The organism is Bacillus sp. GMs2/2, assembly GCF_050172095.1.
In the GTDB taxonomy this organism is placed as follows: Bacteria; Bacillota; Bacilli; order Bacillales; family Bacillaceae_G; genus Bacillus_A; species Bacillus_A cereus.
This window is the reverse complement of record NZ_JBNLYE010000056.1, coordinates 1-20935: the sequence shown is the minus strand read 5'-3', so window position 1 is coordinate 20935 and position 20935 is coordinate 1. Positions and strand designations below refer to the sequence as shown.

Here is a 20935-nt window from a genome sequence, read left to right as displayed (position 1 = left end):
AATCACTAATGCTGTTACATATACCTAGCTTTATTTATGTGTTGCAAACCAAGTATTTAATTGATCCATAATGTCTTCCATCGCCTTCATGTTAGAGAATTTAGGCAACTCCACTAATAACGCCTGTTTTGGCATTGTTACATTAGCGCCTTTCTTTTGGAGAACAAATATACTTTTTGCATTTTTCTCGTTTTTAAACATGGAAACAGGAAGCTGTAATAACCCTTGAATAAAGCATGTTTCTTTAATAAATGCATGTAATTTTGGTGCCTGGTCACTTTCAAAAATGAAGTTTGGTACTAAGAAGAATAAGTACCCGCCCTCTTTCGTATGTTTCACACTTTGTTCAATAAATAAGTGATGGGCATATGACATTCCTTCATCTGCTTTTAATTTATATTCACTTGCACCGATTTCGTTTGGATAATAACCAACTGGCAAGTCTGAAACCACTGCATCAACTGGATCGATATAAAGTGGTGCTAGTCCATCTTGATGGAAGAATTCGATTGCATGCTTTTGTAAATTTGCATTTACTAAAGCAAGTTTAATTAGCACTTCATCCACTTCTACACCAAATCCACTCATTGTTAGTCCTTCTTTGGCGCTATTAAACACTGTAGTCATTAAGTTACCTGTTCCAATTGCAGGATCTAAAACTGTAATTTCATTTTGCCCTTGCATAAATTTATGGAATAAATAACTCATAAACATCCCAACTGCATCAGGTGTCATTTCGTGATTCGCTTGTACGCCTTCTTTCATTCCTTTTAAGATGGCTAACTGAAATGCTTTACGAATTTCTTCACCTTTATATGTTTCTTCATTAAACGTACTATATTCACGATTCAGCCTTTCAATTGCTGATTCGGATAATTCCTCTTGTAAAATCGCTCCCTCAAACAAGTTATCACCTGTTTCTACAAGCGCCTCTAAATATGTTACATCTAATTCTTTACGTAAAACTACCGCAGAAGAATCAAAAATAGAAAATAATGTTTCTACTGTCTGACTCACGTACATTCCTCCTTCTCTCTTTTACACATAACTTATATCATACCACAAAGTGTTTTTTTCCAAAAAGAAAAAGCGACCTCCTGTAAAGAGCTCCCTTTTAAGTTATATATGATATAACGTTTTTTCTCATATATCGATGCCGTTACAGAGCAATATATGAGAAAAAACGACCTCTTTATAAGAGGTCATTTCCTTCACATTACTTCGCAGATTTAGCTGCTTCTAATGCTGCTTCATAGTTTGGATGGCTTGTACCTTCGCTTACGTACTCTGCGTAAACTACTTTGTCGTTGCTATCTACTACGAATACTGCACGAGCAAGTAAACGAAGCTCTTTCATTACTAAGCCGTAAGCTTCACCGAATGAAAGGTCACGGTGGTCAGAAAGTGTTACAACATTTTCTAAACCGTTTGCTGCACACCAGCGTTTTTGAGCGAATGGTAAATCAGCGCTAATTGTTAATACTTTCGCATTTTCAATACCTGCTGCATCTTGGTTAAAACGACGTGTTTGTGCATCACAAACACCTGTGTCGATTGAAGGTACAACACTAATTAATTTCACTTCGCCTTTGTATGTTTCTAAACTTACTGGAGATAAGTCGTTTGCTAATACTTGGAAGTTTGGCGCTTGATCGCCAACTTTAACTTCTGTTCCAACTAAAGTCATTGGATTACCTTTAAAAGTTACGTTTGCCACTTGAAAATCCTCCCTTATTTAAACAAAATATGTACAATGTAAATGATAGTTTGTCCCTATCGATAATGCAAATAAAATCGCTTTATTTACAAAAAAATTAAAGAAGCTAACCTATTGATTAGCTTCTTTATTCGTTAAATTTGAAATTCAGGATCATCTTCTTTTCGTTTATCCATCATTTCTTTCACTTTATCAACAGCTTGTGGAGCTAATTCAATTATTTTATCGATGACGTGTGTTTGTTTATCTAAGTGCAATACTTTCACACCATCTCCATTTATAACAAGAAAGGCAACAGGATTAATAGAAACTCCTCCACCACTTCCCCCGCCAAATGGATGGCGGCCTGAATGTTCTACTTTACCAAATTCACTTCCACCAGCAGCAAATCCGAAACTTACTTTCGAAACAGTAAGAATTACACTTCCATCTGCCGCTTTAATTGGGTCACCAACAATTGTATTTACATCAGTCATTTGTTTTAAATGCTGCATTGCTGTTGTCATTAAACCTTGAATTGGATGTTCCATTCTATATCCCCCCTATGCTTGAACAGATTTTTCTGTCATACCAGATCTTTGCTTCCTCATAAATATGAGCAATTTCACCGCTGTTTTTATAGTGCGGAATATACGAAAAGATGCTGTTAACTCACATCTTGATGCAAATCCTTTTCCTTGAAAAACTGGGGTAATTTCAAATTCTGGTACGTCGACAATATGCATATATTGTCCGACAACTCCAGCAGCCATACCTTTTGTCCCCCATGCATATCCAGTGACAATTCCAGTACTAGCTGCGTCGCCTGCTCCAATTTGTGTATGCCATTTCCAACCATTGATTTTCACTCGTTTGAGAAAATCTTTAACAATAGTATGAACTTCTTGAAGCTTTTTTATCAGTTCACCAATGCTGTCAAGTTGCGCCATAATTTTATTATCGAGTCCGCCGTCCTCTTCAGCTTTTTCGATTTTCTGTCCTGTCTTTTTCTGCTGTTTTTCAATTCTTTCCAACACATCAAATGTATATCGAATCATCCATATTTTCACTTGAAGCAAACATTGCTTTTCCATTTCTGAATATAAAAATGTCACCTTAAGCTTTATTTTCGACAATAGTATAAACAAAATAAAAAGAAGAAGAATTATTATTCCAATTACGAACCACTTCATACGTATCATCCTTTCACTCCGTACCCATTATCGACAACTTTATTCATCATTAAACAGCGTTCCATAAGATTGAATATAAAAATTTTTCTAAAAATAAAAAGGTATTTTGACAATTTATATCGAAATATATTATTTGAACATATCATCAGGGAACGGACTCTAATGATATGTAGCACGAAAAACAGAAAATTTAACTGCAGTGGAGGGATACATAATGGCAGATCGTCGCAATTTATTTTTCTTTTATGGTGATGACAAAGCAACGCTCGTTGAAAAAATGAAACCAATCTATCGTATTTTAGAAGAGAATGGATTTACCATATTAGATCATCCAAAAAATGCAAACGCTATCGTCAGTGTTGGAGATGATGCAACCTTCTTACAAGCCGTTCGTAAAACTGGTTTTAGAGAAGATTGTTTATACGCAGGGATTTCTACGAAAGATGAAATTTCTTTCTACTGCGATTTCCATATTGATCACGTTGATACAGCCCTTCAAGAAATTACAAAAAATGAAATTGAAGTGCGTAAATATCCAACAATTCAGGTAGATGTAGATGGCAGTACATCTTTCCATTGTTTAAATGAGTTCTCATTACGTTCTAGTATTATAAAAACATTCGTTGTAGATGTTCACGTTGATGATTTATATTTCGAAACTTTTAGAGGGGACGGTTTAGTAGTTTCTACCCCAACAGGAAGTACTGCTTACAATAAATCATTGCATGGTGCAGTTGTTGACCCGCTTATCCCATGTTTCCAAGTAAGCGAACTAGCATCTTTAAACAACAACACTTACCGTACGCTCGGTTCACCTTTCATTTTAAATCACGAACGTACATTAACTTTAAAACTAAGACCAGACGGTAACGATTATCCTGTTATCGGCATGGATAACGAAGCGCTTAGTATTAAACAAGTGGAAAAAGCTGTTGTACGCTTAAGCGATAAACAAATTAAAACAGTTAAATTAAAAAACAATTCTTTCTGGGAAAAAGTACAGAGAACGTTTTTATAGGATTAAAATAACCGCAGAATTATGGAATTCCATAATTCTGCGGTTATTTATTTACCCCGATTGGCGCGGACAATAATCTCTTACTATCCGGCCGTTATTCTTGTCAGTTTTTGTCGGTAAGTCGATATATTCCGATAATCGCTCATATATTTTTACGCATCTTTTCTATAGACAACTTGGCCATCTATTACGGTCATTTCTACTTCTACTTCTTTTATTTCTTCTGCCTCAATTTCAAACATATTGCGGTCTAATATTGTAAAGTCTGCTTCATATCCTTTTGTAATTTGCCCTCGCTTCGCTTCTTTTCCAATTGCATAGGCACTTCCTGTTGTAAATAAAGAAACAGCCTCATATACCGTTAATCTTTCCTCAGGCATATAGCATACACCGTCAATAAAACTTCTACGTGTAACAGCGCTATATATGCCTAAAAACGGATTCACTTGTTCAATAGGAGCATCTGAACCACCGTTGCAGTGTAATCCTGCTTCCAGTAACGTCTTCCAAGCGTATGCATAACGAAGACGGCGCTCTCCTAGTTTTTCAATGACTGACGGAAAATCTGATGAAAGGAAGACTGGCTGTATATCTATAATGGCTTGCAAGTTTTTCATTCTTTCAATTAACTCCTCACGAGCAAGCTGACAATGAATAATGCGATCACGTAACCCTTTTGCTGGTGGATATAATTCGAGTGCATCAATGACATATTCAAGCGATAAGTCACCGATAGTATGAATCGCAACTGGCATATGTAAATCTCGTGCTTTCTTCACTAATTCTGCAAGTTCTTCACGTGAGAAAATCGCAACCCCATTCGTTTCCTTCGCATCTTCATACGGTTCACTTAATAATGCTGTTCTTCCGCCAAAAGAACCGTCAGAGAAAATTTTCATTGCCCCAAATTCAATATAATGTTCATTTTCATATTCTTTTCGTTCATGTGCTACTTCATGGTGAACGAGCAAATGGGCTTTAAATGGCATTTCTTTTATAACATGAGAAAACGCATTATATGTTTTTCTAAAACCACCATAATAATTTAAATCTTCCGTATGCCCGCCAACGAGTCCGTATTTCCAGCAATCTTTAATCGCTGTTTGCAGAGCTCTTTGTAAATAAGCTTCATCAATTTCTGGCTGAACATGTTTAATTAATTCTTGCCCTTGTTCATATAAAAGTCCTGTTAACTTATTTGATGAATCCCTGCCAATTTTCCCGCCTTTTGGATCTTCTGTCGCTTCTGTTATATTCACTTCTTGCAGTATGTATGAATTCACCCATGTAACGTGACGACAAACTCTCTTTAATAAAATAGGATGGTCTTTCGAAATTTCATCTAAATCACGCGCGTGAACATCTTTCGTATCTGTAAAGTTATTTTCATTCCATCCTTCTCCAATAATCCAAGAGCCCTTTGGAGCTTCTTCCACTCGCTTCTGAACAAGAGCCAGTACTTCGCTATAAGATGTACAATTTGATAAATCTAGACGGAGTAATCTCTCTCCATGCCCAATAAGATGCATATGGCTATCAACGAGACCTGGGATCATTGTTTTTCCTTTTAGGTCATGTAACTTTACGTTTGAATATCTGCTTTCTAATTCTCCCTTATTACCAGCATCAACAATTATGCCGTTTTCAACGTAAACAGCGTCCACTTTTTCATTTTCTTCTCTCATTGTGTAAATGGTGCCGCCATACCAAATTTCTCCCATATATCCCATCTCCTTTATTTTTTATTGTATAAAAAAAGCACCATTTCAAAACATGGTGCTTTTCTAAAAATTACTTTTGTTCAGTAGTAGACGTTGTAACTTGCCATTCAATATTAAATTTATCTTTTACTTGTCCGTATGCTGGGCTCCAGAATGTTTCTTGAAGTGGCATGATAACTTCTCCACCTTCTTGTAACTTATCGAATACTTCTTTTGCTTTTTCTGCATTACTAATTTGAATTGCGATTGTTACTTGAGATCCGATTGCATGTCCTTGACCTGGGAATGTATCAGAAATCATAAGATCCGTATTACCAACTTTTAAAGTAGCGTGTAAAACACGCTCTTTCGCTTCAGCTGGAATCGGGTATTCTGGATTTTCAGGCATGTCACCAAAAGTTTGCATGACTTCTACTTTTGCATCTAAAGCCTCTTTATAAAACTGTACAGCTTCTTGCCCACTACCATCTAAAACTAAGTACGGATTAATCCCTAAAATCATACGGACACCTCTTTTTTAAGTTTATAAAATCGAACTTGTGTTCGTTTTTATATTATCATTGTTTTGCATTTCATTCAACTATTTACTTCACTGTTTTCAAAATTATTTTGACGGAATCTCCATCTCTTGTTTTCTAAGTTCAATACGGCGAATTTTTCCAGAAATCGTTTTTGGTAGTTCATCTACAAATTCAATTTTGCGAGGGTATTTATATGGTGCAGTGAGTTCTTTGACGTGTTGTTGGAGTGTTGGAATTAATGTTTCTTCGTTCTTTTCTATATTCTCTCTTAATACGATAAATGCCTTCACGACACTTCCACGAATTTCATCAGGACTTGCGACAACTGCACATTCTCTTACGTAAGGATGTTTTACAAGTGCATCCTCTACTTCAAACGGCCCGATTGTATAACCAGAGCTAATAATGATATCATCACCGCGCCCTTCAAACCAGAAGTAGCCGTCTTCATCTTTCTTCGCTTTATCACCTGTAATATAATAATCACCGCGGAATTGCATCGCTGTACGTTCATCGTCTTTGTAATATTGTTTAAAGAGGGCCGGCGTTTCAATGTGAACTGCAATATCACCAACTTCGCCTACTTTAACTGGAGTACCTTCCTCATTTACGATATCGACGTGGTTACCTGGCGTTGGTTTCCCCATTGAACCTGGTCTAATATCCATCCCTTTCATTACACCAACAAGTAATGTATTTTCCGTTTGCCCATAGCCGTCTCTCACTGTAATATGAAAGTGCTTTTGGAACGTTCCAATGACTTCTCTATTTAACGGCTCACCTGCTGATACAGCGCTATGTAATGCCTCTAAATTGTACTGGCTTAAATCTTCTACCTTTGCCATTAATCTATACTCAGTCGGTGTACAACAAAGTACATTTACCTTATTATCGTCTAATAAGTTCAGGTACGTTTTCGGTTCAAACTTACCGTGATATACAAACCCTGTTGCCCCTGATCCTAGCGTTGCTAAAAACGGGCTCCAAATCCACTTTTGCCAGCCTGGACTAGCTGTTGCCCATACAATATCATTCTCTTCAATTCCGAGCCAATTTGGAGCGCTCGTACGTAAATGAGCGTATGCCCACGCATGTGTATGAACGACACCTTTTGGATTTCCTGTCGTTCCTGACGTGTAAGATAAAAAGACCATATCTTCTTTATCTGTCTTCGCCATTTCTAACCTGTCACTCTCTGTTTCTAACGCTGTTTTTAAATTAATCCATCCATCTACTGACTGCTCGCTCAGGACAAATTTTCGAAGAGATTCCATCGCTTCTATATCATCAAACTGCCTAATATACGGCTCATAGCTTACTATCGCTTTTACTTCTCCATGTCCAATTCGATATTCTATATCTTTTTTACGTAACATTTCCGAGCTTGGAATTACGACAAATCCTGCTTTAATAGCAGCAATATACGTCATGTACGCTTCAATTAAACGCGGCATCATAATAAGAAGCTTGTCCCCTTTTTGCAAACCACTTTTTATAAAAGCGTTTCCAATTTTATTCGCACCTTGCATTAATTCAGCGTATGTAACTTCCCTTCGATTCCCTTTATCATCTTGCCAAATTAAAGCTAATTTCCCTTTATCACCCGTATATTTCTCTATTTCAGAAACTAAATTATAAGACGGTGGCGCCAACAATTCTTCTCGCTTCATAAAATATCCTCCCTTTTCTTTATGCCTCCTTTATATAATAAAGAATTTTCTGTTAATTTTGAACCCTCTTCTTTTGACAAATTTTTCAGTTCTGTCGAATTACTAAATGAAATTACATCAACTTACCGACAAATGGCAACACAAAAAAGAAAGAGCGGGAGAACCCGCTCTTTCTAAGCCATCATATGGGATTATTTTTGGTAACCGCCTAATTGTTGCTCAGCTAGTGAAACTAGACGTTTAGTGATTTCACCACCAACAGAACCGTTAGCGCGAGCTGTTGCATCAGCTCCAAGTTGAACACCAAACTCTTGAGCGATTTCGTATTTCATTTGGTCTAATGCTGATTCAGCACCAGGAACCGCTAATTTATTTGTGCTACGTGACATGTTATATCACCTCCTTGTGAGTATAGAGTGTGATAAATAACATGACTTCATACACGTTTTAGATATGGTAATTTATGGTTTAGAAAAGCTCTTCAAATTTTTCTTCTTCCGCCACTACTTCTATCGTTTGTAATACCATTGTTTCTTTGTTCGCTACAGCTTCATCGATTAATGGTGTGAAATCGTATTTCGCTTCAAAACGATTTGCTTTTTCACGTTTCGGCTTCGTCGCTGGGCTTGCTGGTGTAAATACAGTACAGCAATCTTCATATGGACGAATTGAAATATCATACGTGCCGATTTCTTCAGCGATTTTAATAATCTCTAATTTATCCATCGTAATAAGCGGACGAATAACTGGGTAGTTTGTTACTTCGTTAATCGTATGCATACTATCTAACGTTTGGCTTGCTACTTGCCCAAGACTTTCACCAGTCGTAATTGCAAGTGCGTTACGCTCCTCAGCAATACGTTCTGTAATACGCATCATCATACGGCGCATAACCGTCATTGAATAGCTAGATGGGATTTCTTTATTAATCGTTTTTTGCACTTCTGTAAACGGAACAAGGTGAAGCGTTACTCGTTTACAATACTTCGTTAACTCTTGCGCTAAATCGATTACTTTTTGTTTTGCACGCTCACTTGTGAAAGGTGGACTATGGAAGTGAACTGCTTCCACAGATACGCCGCGTTTCATCGTTAAGTAAGCTGCTACTGGGCTATCAATACCACCAGAAAGAAGTACCATTACTTTTCCGCCAACGCCAACTGGTAAACCGCCAGCTCCCATACGCTCATCACACATAATGTAGCTATAACCACTGCGAATTTCTACACGTACATTTACATCTGGATTATGAACATCTACAGTAATATCTTCTGTATTTTCTAGAATGTGTCCACCAATCTCAGGTAATAATTCCATCGTTCTCATTGGGAAATGCTTATAAGAACGGTGTACAGTAATTTTAAATGTTTTCACATCGCCTTTTACTTGTAAGAAAGCTGCTAATGCACCTTCTTTAATGTCTTCTAATTCTGATGGTACTTTCATCGCTAAGTTAAATTTATGAATGCCAAATACATCTTTCAATCTTTCAGATACCGCTTCATGATCTTCGCCATTTAACTGGATGTACATACGGTCATGTGTTGCATCGATTTTAATATTTGGGAATTTTTTCAGTTTGAACTTCACGTTATCTTTTAATGTGCTTACAAATTTAGAACGGTTCTTACCTTTTGTCGTCATTTCTCCATAACGCACTAAAATATATTCATATTTCAACATAATTTCTTTACCTCATCACTTCATATAATTTTGGCATCGTCTCTTTTACAATACCTTCAAATTGTTTTACTTCTTCCATTGTGTTTTCTGGTGCCAAACTAATACGAATAGCGCTTGCAGCTGCTGCATGCGGCACTCCCATTGACACTAACACTCTACTCACTTCATTTGCTTTTGAAGAACAAGCAGATTTCGTTGACACATATACACCGTGTTCTTCTAAAGCATGAACGACTACTTCTGGTTTTAAACCAACAAATGATACATTTAAAATGTGCGGTGCTGCATATGCAAGCGACGTGTTAATCGTTACATCTTCCATCTCTTTAAAGAAACGAACAAGCTCTGCTTGTAAACTTTGCAAATGAGCTACCTTTTCTTTCACTTGTTCCATTGTCATGCGAAGTGCTTTCACCATCGCTACAATGCCAGGTAAATTCTCTGTACCAGAGCGATACTTAAGCTCTTGTTGACCACCTGATAAAATCGGATCTAATCTTACGCCATCGCGTACATAAAGAAGACCTGTTCCTTTTACACTGTGGAATTTATGTCCAGATATTGAGCAAAGATCAATATGAGAAGCATATAAATCAAGCGGTACTTTTCCTATCCCTTGTACATGATCTACATGGAATCTTATTTTCGGATGATTCGATAATAACGTTCCAATTTCAGCAACGGGTTGAATTGCTCCGGTTTCGTTGTTCACATGAATAATTGACACAAGAATCGTATCTTCACGAAGCGCTCGTTTCACATCTTCTACCGATACAACACCATGCTCGTTAACCGGTAAATATGTTACATCAAACCCGAGTTCTTCTAATTGCTTATATGCTTCAAACACAGACGCGTGTTCAATATTTGTTGTAATGATATGTTTGCCACGCGAACGATTCCTCATCGCTATCCCTTTAATCGCAAGGTTATTTCCTTCCGTTCCACCTGATGTAAAAATAATTTCAGAAGGTTTAACACGAAGAAGCTGCGCTGCAATCGTTCTTGATTGTGTTAATAGACGCTCTGCCTCTCCTCCAAGCGAATGAATAGAAGAAGGATTACCAAAATATTTCCCAGCAACCGTCACGTACGATTGAAGAGCTTCTGGATATGGCTTCGTCGTCGCACTATTATCAAAATAGATCATCGTTCTTCCCCTTTCAGCGCTATCACATCGTATAATCATATCATAAATACGTGTCATTACGCTAAGACTACGCAAAGGTTCCGTTTTATCTCGATTGGTGAAGGCTAATAATTGGCGAGGATGCCCTCCCATTACAGTTTCACTTTATCCCGCGTTAACGGGCAATAAGACTCTCACCTCAAAATCCAGTTAGAGCAAAGAAGTTAGATGGGAGATTAACTGCCCGTAAATGTCCGATTGGTGAAGGCTAGTAATCAGTGGGGATGAATCCTCCCACCGATTACAGTTTCACTTTATTTTGAAACGAATAACCTTGCTGTATTCCGCTATTCATTATAGCAACATCGTCTGCAAAATTACATAAAAAAACAAACCCTTTTATGAAAGGGTTTGTTCATTGTCTACATATTCAGCTATTTTTTGAACAACGCCAGGTTCAAGTTGCTCTAATACTGAAGCCGCTTGTTCTAAAGCTGCATCGTATTGGTATTCACGGAATAATTTCTCAGCATAATTTAAACTTTCTGCTAGGTTTTCATCATGACTACGGTAACGGTTACCGTACTGAATTAATTTTTCCACTAAATACGCTTGTCCAATTAACTCTTCTGTCATTTCAGCCACACCGTTCACAGTTGTATATGCTTCTTCTAAACTGCTATTTACAGCGTTCATATTTAACGGCTTCACTTCTAATTGTTCATATACAGCTTGCATTGCCATTTGCCCTCTTTTTAAATCTTCCATAATACTCTCTGGAAGACCTGGCAAATTCGACTTTTGCATAAAGCGTTTCGTTTCGAAAATAGTATTTCGCATTTCTTGTAACTTCTCACGTGCTTCAAATTCTTCTTTGCGCATCGTTTGCAGCATTTCTTTATATTCTGCATGAAGTACTTTTAACGTTTCACATTGCTCATAAACCTCTTCTAGTTCCTCGCGAATAATAGAGAAGGCAATATCTTGTTCTGCAACGCGTAATTGTAGCATTTCAAAACGTTTCGTTAAAATGTGCATTTGCTTTTCAATTACTTTTTGAGACTCAATGTCTTTATCTTGTAACTGATAGCTTTGTTTCACAAGTTGTGTTTCTGTTTTCGTTTCAATCGTTTCGATGCGCATTTCTTCTAAATCATCATAAACAGAAAGTGTTTTTTGCTCCACATAATGTCTCGCATGTACTTCTTGTTCCAGTTGATCGTAGAAGCCATCTAAACGTGTTTTTAAGTTTTCTACTTTTTCAGCCGCTTCTGTTATATGAAGCTCCTGTATATCCATTAAACATGTTTGTAGTTGTTTCGTCATATCACGAACTTCTTTAGGGACTTCCAAATAATCTAATACATAACCTTGTCTTACCATATCATTGTGTCCGTGTAATAAATCTTCCAGCTGAACTGGTAACGTCGCTTGACACTCTACCAATAAATCTGGAATTTGGTGAATAATGATTTCTAAATCTGCTAAACCTTCTTCCAAACTAATAACAATTTCTCTCGCTTTTAAATAGTCGCCATTGTTTGTCGCTTCTTCAAAGGTTTTAAATTTCTCAGATTCAGCGTCTAGCATCTCTTCGATTTTCTGCTCTGCTGCTCCATACATATGTCTATGAGCAAGAACACTCTTTTTCATACTACGATATGTATCACGTAACCCTTCAATTTCCGAGCTATTTTTCTCATGGCTTTCTAACAATTGCTGTAATTCATTTAAAATGTCCGTAATACGATTATCAGCGTCATCTAAACCACTTATGGATTCGTTCATCGCATGCTTTGCTTTTCGGAAGGAGAATTGCGAGGCGAATTTTCGCGCTTGCGCTAAATCTTTGTCAGCTTTCGGAAGGGTTGTTGATACAATTTCATCCCATTCTTCACGCCATTTACCAAACAGTTCTTCTGTTTGACCCGTCATGTTTAAATCTTTTACCCGTTTTAGTTCATCTGCCACAGGTTTATCTTTTATCTCTTGTTTCCACTGCTCCAGTGCTTCAATATCTTTATATGAACGATTTCTTATCACAAGCTCTATCATGAGCAGCACTAGAATAGAGCTTACTACAATGATAACGATCGTCAGGATAGAATCCATGCAAAAAAGCCTCCTAGTTATATCTCTTTTTTTGTCCGTTCCGTTTATGAAATGGAAGGCATTATGTATAAAAAGGGAATTCCCCTATATTTAACAACTAACAATGTACTAATCATACCATGTAATGGTTTGTTTTTGACCTAGTTTTTTTAAAAATTTCATGTTCCTTTCAATGTGATTGTAATCTTTCTCAATATTCCGCCTACGTCACTACCTATCCTCAAATGATTGTAATAACAAACAATCTTTCGTATGGGATACGAAATAAATTTTCCGCATGAGTGGTGGTTCAACAGAAATTACATGTACATTTCCTTGCCTTACAGACTGCTCTACTGCCCTTTCTGGAAGTAACGTGATACCAAGGCCAGCTTTTACCATTGCAAGCATCGGTTCTGCGTAAGATGTTTCCACAGCTATAGTTGGTTTTACACCTATTTCATGAAACATGTTCATAATCATTTTCCTTACATCACATATTTCTGGATATACAATTAATTTTTCATTGTGCAGCTCTTCTATTTGAATGACTATCTTCTCTTTGTACGGATGATTATTTGAAACGGCACAAACAATTTTCTCTTGTTGCACTTCTTTTATATACGTAGCACCTTCTACTACTGAATCGATGAACATCGCGTCAATCTCCCGCGCTTTAAATAACTCTCTTAATACTTCCGTATGTCCGATTTGCCATTCCACTTCGAACTCATCACCTAATATATCTTTACATTCTGATATGTAATACTCCGCTAAACTCGGTAGTATACCCATTGAAAACTTCCGGTTCTCTTGATACCCCCTCATTTCTGTTTTCACTTCATTTATTTGCTCCAAAATTGGTAACATTCTTTTTATAAATAACTCTCCTGCCTCCGTTAACTCTACTCCTTGCGCAGAACGTTTAAGTAAAGTAACTTCTAAATCCGCTTCTAACTTTTGAATTTGTTTACTAAGCGCTGGTTGAGATATATGTAAAATCTTACTTGCCTTTGATAAACTTCGCGTATGCTTCACTTCAATAAACGATCGTACTGCCTCCAAATCCATTGTACACACCTCTAACAAAAAGTTATAACCGTTATAAGAAATCGATATTTCCTCCTATAAACAATTACTCTTTATACTTATTTCATCAACTTACTATAACGAAATGTAAAGGGGAAAGATACTCTTGAACAAAAAACAAATGCTACTCGGATCCTTTCTATGCTTACTCGCCGTCACTGCCTGGGGATTTATGTTTCCTGTAATGGCAAATGCTCTGCAATTTATCGATCCATTCTTCTTCACAACGCTTCGCTATGGATCAGCAGCTATTATTTTTCTTATTTTGCTATTAATTACTGAAGGAAAGACTTCACTCCGCTTAGAAAAAAGAACACTTTCTCTATTCTTTTACGGGACAGTCGGTTTCGCGGGGTATGGTTTTCTCGTTTTCTACGGACAACAACTTGCCGGACCTTCCGGAGCAATCCATGCAGCTATGATTCAATCCCTTATGCCACTGATTGCCTTATCACTGCAATGGATAACGAAAAATCGCCGCCCACAAAACTATACATTCCTTTGTATGTTCGTTGCATTACTTGGTGTTATGCTTGTCATTTCAAAAGGAAATATTGAATTATTATTTGGAGCTGCAAGCCACTTATCGACAAATATATTGATGCTATGCGGCGTTACTTGCTGGGTCATTTATACAAACGGGGGTGCTCGTTTTCAATCTTGGTCACCACTTAGGTACACGACATTAACTTGTTTATTTGGCTCCATTTCACTCATCGTTATTGTTACTTTCTTAACGTACACAAATATAGTTACTATACCGTCACTGCGTACAGTTGTGAGCGTTCGTTTTGAGCTCTTTTATATGTCGATTATCGCAGGCGTTATCGCTGTATTTTGCTGGAATATGGGAAATCGCTATATTTCATCTATTAACGGCATATTATTTATGAATTTAGTTCCTATCCTTGCACTAATCGGTTCTATCTTTCGAGGTTATACAGTGGATAAAATTGAAATCGCTGGAGCTGCATTAACAATTATCGCGCTATTATGTAACAATTTATGGCAAAGAAAAGTAAACATAAAAATCCCCACCTCAGTTCGTTAGGTGGGGATTCTTCACATATGAACAGCTCTTGGCCATTCATGGTACATATTCGCTTTACATAATGCTTGTTCCATCCATTGCTCAATCTCTTTCGTATACATTTCTATGAAAAATGTCTCAGACGGGAAAGAATGGAGTACTTCTGATATATATTGTGGATATAAAAACGGCATACTTATCATACCTTTTAATTGCGTCATAAACATTGTAAATGATACTTTCTGAAATTCTTGTTTCATTTGTCCTTGTCTAATCATTTGTTCTATATAATATCTTTCTTTAGAAAAATAAACGGTCATCACTTCACGAATTAATGTCGTATCAAGCGAAAGCTCTCGGTAGAAGAAACGTGTTAGTTCTCTATTTTCAAATTGATATCGTAAAATCCCGCGCACCATTTGCACCATTACATCTTTAGCCGACAAATACTCTCTCTGTTCAAACGACATTTCAATCACATGAATATATCCTTCTAAAAAATCAGTAATAAGCTGTTCTAATAAACCTTGCTTCCCAGCAAAATAATATGAAATATTCGCTACATTCACATCCGCTCGCTTTGCAATGTCTCGCACTGACGTTCCATCATAACCTTTCGTATTAAACAACGATATTGCCGCATCAATTACTTTTTGTTTCGTCTGCTTCATGCGCTCACTTCCCTTCACTGAACAGCTATAGTTTAAATTTCTTGACTTTTAAGACAAATTCCTTTAATTTTCTATCGACAAAGTCATGTGAAATACATCGTATTTTGCTAATATTTTACACATCTCGATAAAAAAGGAGCTGTTTCCATGTTTACTAAAGAAAGTTATGCAGGATCTCGCGTGCAGCAATATGAGACAGTAATTAAACAACTGGATGCGTTATTAACTGGCGAATCAAACGTAGTCGCAAACTTATCAAATGCGTCCGCATTATTAAACCAATTTTTAGATCGCGTTAATTGGGTTGGCTTTTACGTAACAGAAGGAACTCAGCTTGTTCTTGGACCATTCCAAGGAATGCCTGCTTGCGTGCGCATTCCATTTGGACGAGGCGTTTGCGGCGTTGCAGCTGAAACGAAAACAACGCAGCTTGTAGCAGACGTTCACCAATTCCCAGGTCACATCGCTTGCGATAGTGCTTCTAATTCAGAAATCGTTGTACCGATTGTGAAAGAAGGAGCTGTCATTGGTGTACTTGACATTGATAGTCCTGAAAAGAATCGTTTCGATGAAGTAGATCAGCGCTATTTAGAAAAGTTTGTGGAAACACTCCTAAAACATATGTAAAAAGAAAAGAGCGAGTTATCGATTTAGTACGTCCTGTACAAAACCGATAGCTCACTCTTTTTTATTGATTAACAGTAGATATTTTCTTTAATGCCTGCTCTAAATCAGAAACGATATCCTCCCACGATTCTAAACCGACCGATAAGCGTATTAAATTATCAAAAATGCCCATTTCTTTTCTTAGTTCCGCTGGAATCGCAGCGTGCGTCATCGTTGCTGGATGCTGAATTAATGTTTCTGTATCTCCTAAACTCACCGCAATTGTAATAAAGTGAAGATCATTAATAAACGCTTGTGTCTCTTCTTTTCCGCCTTTTACTGAAAAAGAAATAACACCGCCCCCGTGTTTCATTTGACGAGATGCTAACTCTCCTTCTGGATACCAAACATCTTCTACCGCATCATGTTTTCTTAAGAACGATACAATTTTTTCTGCATTATCACAATGACGGTCCATTCTTACTGCTAACGTCTTTAACCCGCGTAATAATAACCACGCATCAAACGGCGCCATAATACCGCCGATATCTTTTCGCATCGGGCGAATCTTTTCAGCTAATGCTTTCGTTTTACAAATTGTTACACCCGCTACAACGTCACCGTGACCACCAATATATTTTGTCGCACTATGCACAACAGCGTCACAGCCAAGCTCAAGCGGTCTTTGTAAATAAGGTGAACAAAATGTATTATCAACAATAACAAGTAAACCTTTTCGCTTCGCAACCTGAATCACTTGTTTTAAATCAATTAATTTCATTGTCGGATTAATCGGTGTTTCAACGAAAATAAGCTTTGTATTTGGACGAATTTTATTTTCAATATCAACCTCTGTCTCCATATCACAAAACGAATGCGTAATCATAAATTTTTCTTCTAACACTTCTAAAAAACCGTACGTGCATCCATATAATCCATTTGAACAAATAATATGATCTCCAGCTTTTAGAAAACCGATTAACGTTGCTGAAATAGCTGCCATACCAGATCCGAAGGCAAGCGCCTCTTCTCCTCCTTCTAACACCGCCATACGTTCTTCAAATAATTTCACAGTTGGATTTCCAAGCCGTGAGTAAATATAAGATGGATCCACTCCCGCAAAACTCGCCTCTCCTTGCTGCGCAGTCTCAAATGTAAATGTAGAAGTTTGAAATAAAGGTGGTGTTAAACTTCCTTTATGTTCCTCAGGTATATAACCGTGGTGAATTAACGCTGTCTCCATATGCTTCTTTTTCATAAAAACATCCCCCTTATGTTTTTATTGCCGCATATTCATCCATAAAAATTTGATGAACGTTTTCCTTCATTTTATGTAAGCGTTTTATTTGTGTTTCTATCTCTTCTTCTATATTGTTTTAAATTCCTTCTTATATTAATTTCCAAAATTTTTATGCATAAAACAAAAACGTACTCGCTTGACGAAACTCTGGGTAAAAGATATAATAGCGTTTGTGTAAAATAAAAAGGCAGCCTTGTAATGTGAGTTTATCGTTTGTATTTTGTTCCTCTACGGAGGTGTATCTCGTAACTCCCTGCTGCTGGAGCGAAGGTACATGAAAACAAAATGCCCGTAAATATCGATTACGTCTGTTTTTATTTTACGTAAATAAAAACATTTTTAAAGGAGGAGTCAACTATGGCTCGTTATACAGGTCCAGCTTGGAAACTGTCTCGTCGTCTTGGAATCTCTCTAAGCGGCACAGGAAAAGAATTAGAAAAACGCCCTTACGCACCAGGTCCTCACGGTCCTAACCAACGTAAGAAACTTTCAGAATACGGTTTACAATTACAAGAGAAACAAAAACTTCGTCACATGTACGGCATGACTGAGCGTCAATTCCGTCGCACATTTGACCAAGCAGGTAAAATGCCTGGTAAGCACGGCGAAAACTTCATGATCCTTCTTGAAGCTCGTCTTGACAACTTAGTTTACCGTATGGGCTTAGCTCGCACTCGTCGTGCAGCTCGCCAATTAGTAAACCACGGTCACATCATGGTTGATGGCGCTCGCGTAGATATCCCATCTTACCGTGTAAAACCTGGTCAAACTATCAGCGTTCGCGAAAAATCTAACAGCCTTGTTGTTGTTAAAGAAGCGATCGAAGTTAACAACTTCGTACCAGAATACTTAACTTTCGATGCTGACAAATTAGAAGCTACTTACACTCGTCACGCTGAGCGTTCTGAGTTACCAGCTGAAATCAACGAAGCATTAATCGTAGAGTTCTACTCTCGTTAATCTCGGTACTCTGCAAAGAGTAGTATTAAAAGCCTTAGGAACCTTGTTTATCAAGGGGCCTGGGCTTTTTTTATTAAATATAGCCTGTATATGTATAAAAACGGAACAATGTAACAAAATAAAACTTAGCCCTCTCTCTAAAATTTCATCCATTTTTATCCACATTAATAAAAACCTACCCCATAACTCATTTTTCTTTGCTGTACTCTCCTTTTGTTAACATTATTTTTACAACGTATTTATTTGTACATAATCTATACCTTCCCTTTTTCTATTCACATTCAACTTAAAAACCTCTTCATCACCCGAGCATCTGAATAAGATTAAAAAAACTTAATGAACAAGTATCTCTTTAACTGTCAAATTATTAGAATATTCAATTTACAACCCCTTCCTTAAATTGGTATTATTTTCTTGTAAGGGGAGGGAAAGTTCATGTCTTTAAATATGTATCTCGGTGAAGTACAAGCTCAAACAGAAAGTATGAACTCTTTATGTAACGCTACTATTCAAGGTATGGAACAAATTATTCATTCTATTGACGCTTTTGCATTGGATACTGTTCTACAAGGGCAAACATATAGCAGTGCAAAAGCATATTTCTTACAAACCTTTCGTCCGTTAGCACAAGGAATCATTTACTTATGCGAAGAATTAATCCTTCAAAATAATGCCTTTCCAAGAGACTTTCAATCACAGGTAGCTTCTACAGATGTTATCGAACAGGAGATAATAGAACAAATTCGAGAAATCGATCGAATGATAGCAAGTACAGAAGCGCTCAACCAAACTATGTCGATCCCAGGTATGGACGCTATGGTAAATCTTTTTACTGTCATGAGGCAAAAACTGCAAGAAAAATTAGAACATCTATATGAATTTAATTATACTTCTAGTAATAATTATGATACTGCACTCCAACTAGCCGCTAGCATTGCGACAGGTTTGGCGGAAGTACAAAGCGGAAAAGGTTTTAGTCCCGCCAGTGGTACATTTAGTACACAAGGGTTGAATATGGAATGGACGGGTCCTATTCAAGCAATTACAGAAGAAAAAAAACGAAAAGCTGATTATTTAATTAAAGATGGAGAAATGTCCGGTAGGCTAGAAGAAACATCTGCAATTAAAAAAGCGTGGGGCGATAAGGTAGACAGTGTAGTTAAAATGTTCGAAACAGTAAAAAAGATATGGAATGGTACTGTAATCGGAACAGGGAAAGCTGTTGAAGATACAATCAAGTCCATGGAAACTTTAAGTAATATGAATATAAGGAATATGGATATAGAAACTTTTATTAATGTTACATATGCGATTTTACATTTGGATGAAACGGCGAAAAATATGTGGCATACATTTTCAAGTACCGTGAAACGAGATATGATAAATGGAGATGCAGAGAGCCGTACGCAATGGATTACTTATGCATTAACCCAAATAGGTATTGGTCTAATCACCGACAAGGGATTAGGTAGAGCAGGACTTGTTATAAAAGGAGTAAAAGCATCAAGTGGAGCAAGTACATTAACAAAAGGAGTAACACTAATAAAAGAAATGAGGCACGCATCTGAGATTTTACAATCTTTTAAGAAAGATGTTTCTTATGCTTTCTCTGGTGGAACTATCATAACCAAGATACCTCAAAGCGAATTGAATCAAGCCTACTATAATTTTGCAAAGACTACAATTTCAAGTGCACAAAAAAGAAATTCTCCAGGAACAGTAACTTCAAGTTTTAATCTTGAACGAAGTTTAGGGACTCAAAAGAAACTAATGTATAATAAAGGTTCAATTGGTGTTATTCCACAAGAAATTCGAAATAAGCTAATTGGAAAAAATTTCAACTCCTTTGATGATTTTAGAAAAGAGTTTTGGAAAACAGTTGCTGATTCAGACTATGCGACAGAATTTAACCAAAGAAATATAAACCTTATGAAAGAGGGTAAAGCTCCATTCGCTCCATTATCTGAGAAGTATGGTCAGCACAATCAATATATTTTGCACCATAAACAACCAATTCACCAGGGTGGAGATGTGTACAATCTCGATAACTTAATAATTGTTTCTCCTAAAATGCATCAAAATGTTTTAGATCGTTCATATCATTTCGGTAAAAAAGGTTAATGATTATGAAAGGATGGTTAGTATGACACTCAAAATGACAAAAGAAGAACTTATTGAACTTGTAACAAAGATTTGTAATCCTAAATTACCTGAAGAAGAACTTAATGAATACGTAAACCAATTTAATAATAGCGGTGTACCTCATCCCGCTCCAAGTGATATAATCTTTTGGGATTTTAGGGATTTAACACCGGAAGAAATAGTAGAGATTGCATTGAATTACAAAGAAGAAGAAAACTAAAACATGTAAAGAATAAGCCGCCCCGAAAAAACGAGCGGCTTTCTTCATTATCTAATTCATTTTATACTGTCCTATTTGTTCTAATGTTAGTATTTCTTTTCAATGCTAATAAAACATTAGAATTATCATTTCTGAATTTAGCCAGTGTACCTTCTTCTAACACTTAAAAACACTACATTCTACCCCATAACTCAT

The 20935-nt window shown here is 36.8% G+C and carries 20 protein-coding genes; 6 read left to right on the top strand and 14 right to left on the bottom strand.

The window, feature by feature from the left end:
* Positions 1-30 precede the first annotated feature (30 nt).
* The 4 genes from ACQGS6_RS10445 to ACQGS6_RS10430 form a co-directional block, all read right to left on the bottom strand.
* Positions 31-1017, bottom strand: a complete 987-nt coding sequence (locus ACQGS6_RS10445; protein WP_000084367.1) for a class I SAM-dependent methyltransferase — start codon at positions 1015-1017, stop codon at positions 31-33.
* Positions 1018-1216: 199 nt separating this feature from the next.
* On the bottom strand, positions 1217-1717 hold the full coding sequence (gene tpx, locus ACQGS6_RS10440) for a thiol peroxidase (RefSeq protein WP_000024525.1): 501 nt from the start codon (positions 1715-1717) through the stop codon (positions 1217-1219).
* Between the two features lie 134 nt (positions 1718-1851).
* Entirely contained in the window at positions 1852-2247 is a 396-nt protein-coding gene (ytfJ, locus tag ACQGS6_RS10435) for a GerW family sporulation protein (protein ID WP_000400935.1), read from the bottom strand.
* A 12-nt stretch (positions 2248-2259) separates the two neighbouring features.
* Entirely contained in the window at positions 2260-2898 is a 639-nt protein-coding gene (locus ACQGS6_RS10430) for a DUF2953 domain-containing protein (RefSeq protein WP_002098024.1), read from the bottom strand.
* A 205-nt stretch (positions 2899-3103) separates the two neighbouring features.
* Here ACQGS6_RS10430 and ACQGS6_RS10425 point away from each other — a divergent pair, with 205 nt between their 5' ends.
* Complete coding sequence (locus tag ACQGS6_RS10425; RefSeq protein ID WP_000785177.1) at positions 3104-3907, top strand: NAD kinase; 804 nt, start codon at positions 3104-3106, stop codon at positions 3905-3907.
* Positions 3908-4059: 152 nt separating this feature from the next.
* Here ACQGS6_RS10425 and ACQGS6_RS10420 read toward each other — a convergent pair whose 3' ends face one another.
* The 8 genes from ACQGS6_RS10420 to ACQGS6_RS10385 form a co-directional block, all read right to left on the bottom strand.
* A complete protein-coding gene (locus tag ACQGS6_RS10420) occupies positions 4060-5628 on the bottom strand; it encodes an amidohydrolase (protein ID WP_074625555.1) in 1569 nt (522 codons plus the stop codon).
* Between the two features lie 70 nt (positions 5629-5698).
* Positions 5699-6130 (bottom strand): VOC family protein, encoded by a 432-nt coding sequence (locus ACQGS6_RS10415; RefSeq protein WP_000600350.1) that lies wholly within the window; start codon positions 6128-6130, stop codon positions 5699-5701.
* Between the two features lie 102 nt (positions 6131-6232).
* Positions 6233-7819: an acyl-CoA synthetase MbcS gene (mbcS, locus tag ACQGS6_RS10410; protein ID WP_000817770.1), complete on the bottom strand. Its 1587-nt coding sequence runs from the start codon at positions 7817-7819 to the stop codon at positions 6233-6235.
* Between the two features lie 191 nt (positions 7820-8010).
* Positions 8011-8208, bottom strand: a complete 198-nt coding sequence (locus tag ACQGS6_RS10405; RefSeq protein WP_000091640.1) for an alpha/beta-type small acid-soluble spore protein — start codon at positions 8206-8208, stop codon at positions 8011-8013.
* 79 nt (positions 8209-8287) lie between these two features.
* Complete coding sequence (gene thiI / locus ACQGS6_RS10400; protein ID WP_000922336.1) at positions 8288-9502, bottom strand: tRNA uracil 4-sulfurtransferase ThiI; 1215 nt, start codon at positions 9500-9502, stop codon at positions 8288-8290.
* 7 nt (positions 9503-9509) lie between these two features.
* The gene (locus ACQGS6_RS10395) at positions 9510-10652 is read right to left on the bottom strand and encodes a cysteine desulfurase family protein (protein ID WP_000638992.1); all 1143 of its coding nucleotides are present in this window, start codon (positions 10650-10652) and stop codon (positions 9510-9512) included.
* 378 nt (positions 10653-11030) lie between these two features.
* Positions 11031-12743, bottom strand: a complete 1713-nt coding sequence (gene ezrA, locus ACQGS6_RS10390) for a septation ring formation regulator EzrA (RefSeq protein ID WP_000377305.1) — start codon at positions 12741-12743, stop codon at positions 11031-11033.
* A 210-nt stretch (positions 12744-12953) separates the two neighbouring features.
* Positions 12954-13793 carry a LysR family transcriptional regulator gene (locus ACQGS6_RS10385; protein WP_000362537.1) on the bottom strand — a complete coding sequence of 280 codons (840 nt, stop codon included), beginning with the start codon at positions 13791-13793 and terminating at the stop codon, positions 12954-12956.
* Positions 13794-13917: 124 nt separating this feature from the next.
* Between ACQGS6_RS10385 and ACQGS6_RS10380 the strand changes: the two genes are divergently transcribed.
* On the top strand, positions 13918-14862 hold the full coding sequence (locus ACQGS6_RS10380) for a DMT family transporter (RefSeq protein WP_001986680.1): 945 nt from the start codon (positions 13918-13920) through the stop codon (positions 14860-14862).
* 11 nt (positions 14863-14873) lie between these two features.
* Here ACQGS6_RS10380 and refZ read toward each other — a convergent pair whose 3' ends face one another.
* Positions 14874-15512 (bottom strand): forespore capture DNA-binding protein RefZ, encoded by a 639-nt coding sequence (refZ, locus tag ACQGS6_RS10375; RefSeq protein WP_000814923.1) that lies wholly within the window; start codon positions 15510-15512, stop codon positions 14874-14876.
* 147 nt (positions 15513-15659) lie between these two features.
* Here refZ and ACQGS6_RS10370 point away from each other — a divergent pair, with 147 nt between their 5' ends.
* The gene (locus ACQGS6_RS10370) at positions 15660-16139 is read left to right on the top strand and encodes a GAF domain-containing protein (RefSeq protein WP_000494342.1); all 480 of its coding nucleotides are present in this window, start codon (positions 15660-15662) and stop codon (positions 16137-16139) included.
* 61 nt (positions 16140-16200) lie between these two features.
* Here ACQGS6_RS10370 and megL read toward each other — a convergent pair whose 3' ends face one another.
* The gene (gene megL, locus ACQGS6_RS10365; protein WP_000726558.1) at positions 16201-17376 is read right to left on the bottom strand and encodes a methionine gamma-lyase; all 1176 of its coding nucleotides are present in this window, start codon (positions 17374-17376) and stop codon (positions 16201-16203) included.
* Positions 17377-17775: 399 nt separating this feature from the next.
* Here megL and rpsD point away from each other — a divergent pair, with 399 nt between their 5' ends.
* From rpsD to ACQGS6_RS10350, 3 genes are all read left to right on the top strand, one after another.
* The gene (gene rpsD, locus ACQGS6_RS10360; protein WP_000135317.1) at positions 17776-18378 is read left to right on the top strand and encodes a 30S ribosomal protein S4; all 603 of its coding nucleotides are present in this window, start codon (positions 17776-17778) and stop codon (positions 18376-18378) included.
* Between the two features lie 435 nt (positions 18379-18813).
* A complete protein-coding gene (locus tag ACQGS6_RS10355) occupies positions 18814-20499 on the top strand; it encodes a T7SS effector LXG polymorphic toxin (RefSeq protein WP_242785145.1) in 1686 nt (561 codons plus the stop codon).
* 22 nt (positions 20500-20521) lie between these two features.
* Positions 20522-20740: a bacteriocin immunity protein gene (locus tag ACQGS6_RS10350; protein ID WP_000172895.1), complete on the top strand. Its 219-nt coding sequence runs from the start codon at positions 20522-20524 to the stop codon at positions 20738-20740.
* The last annotated feature ends 195 nt before the right edge of the window (positions 20741-20935 follow it).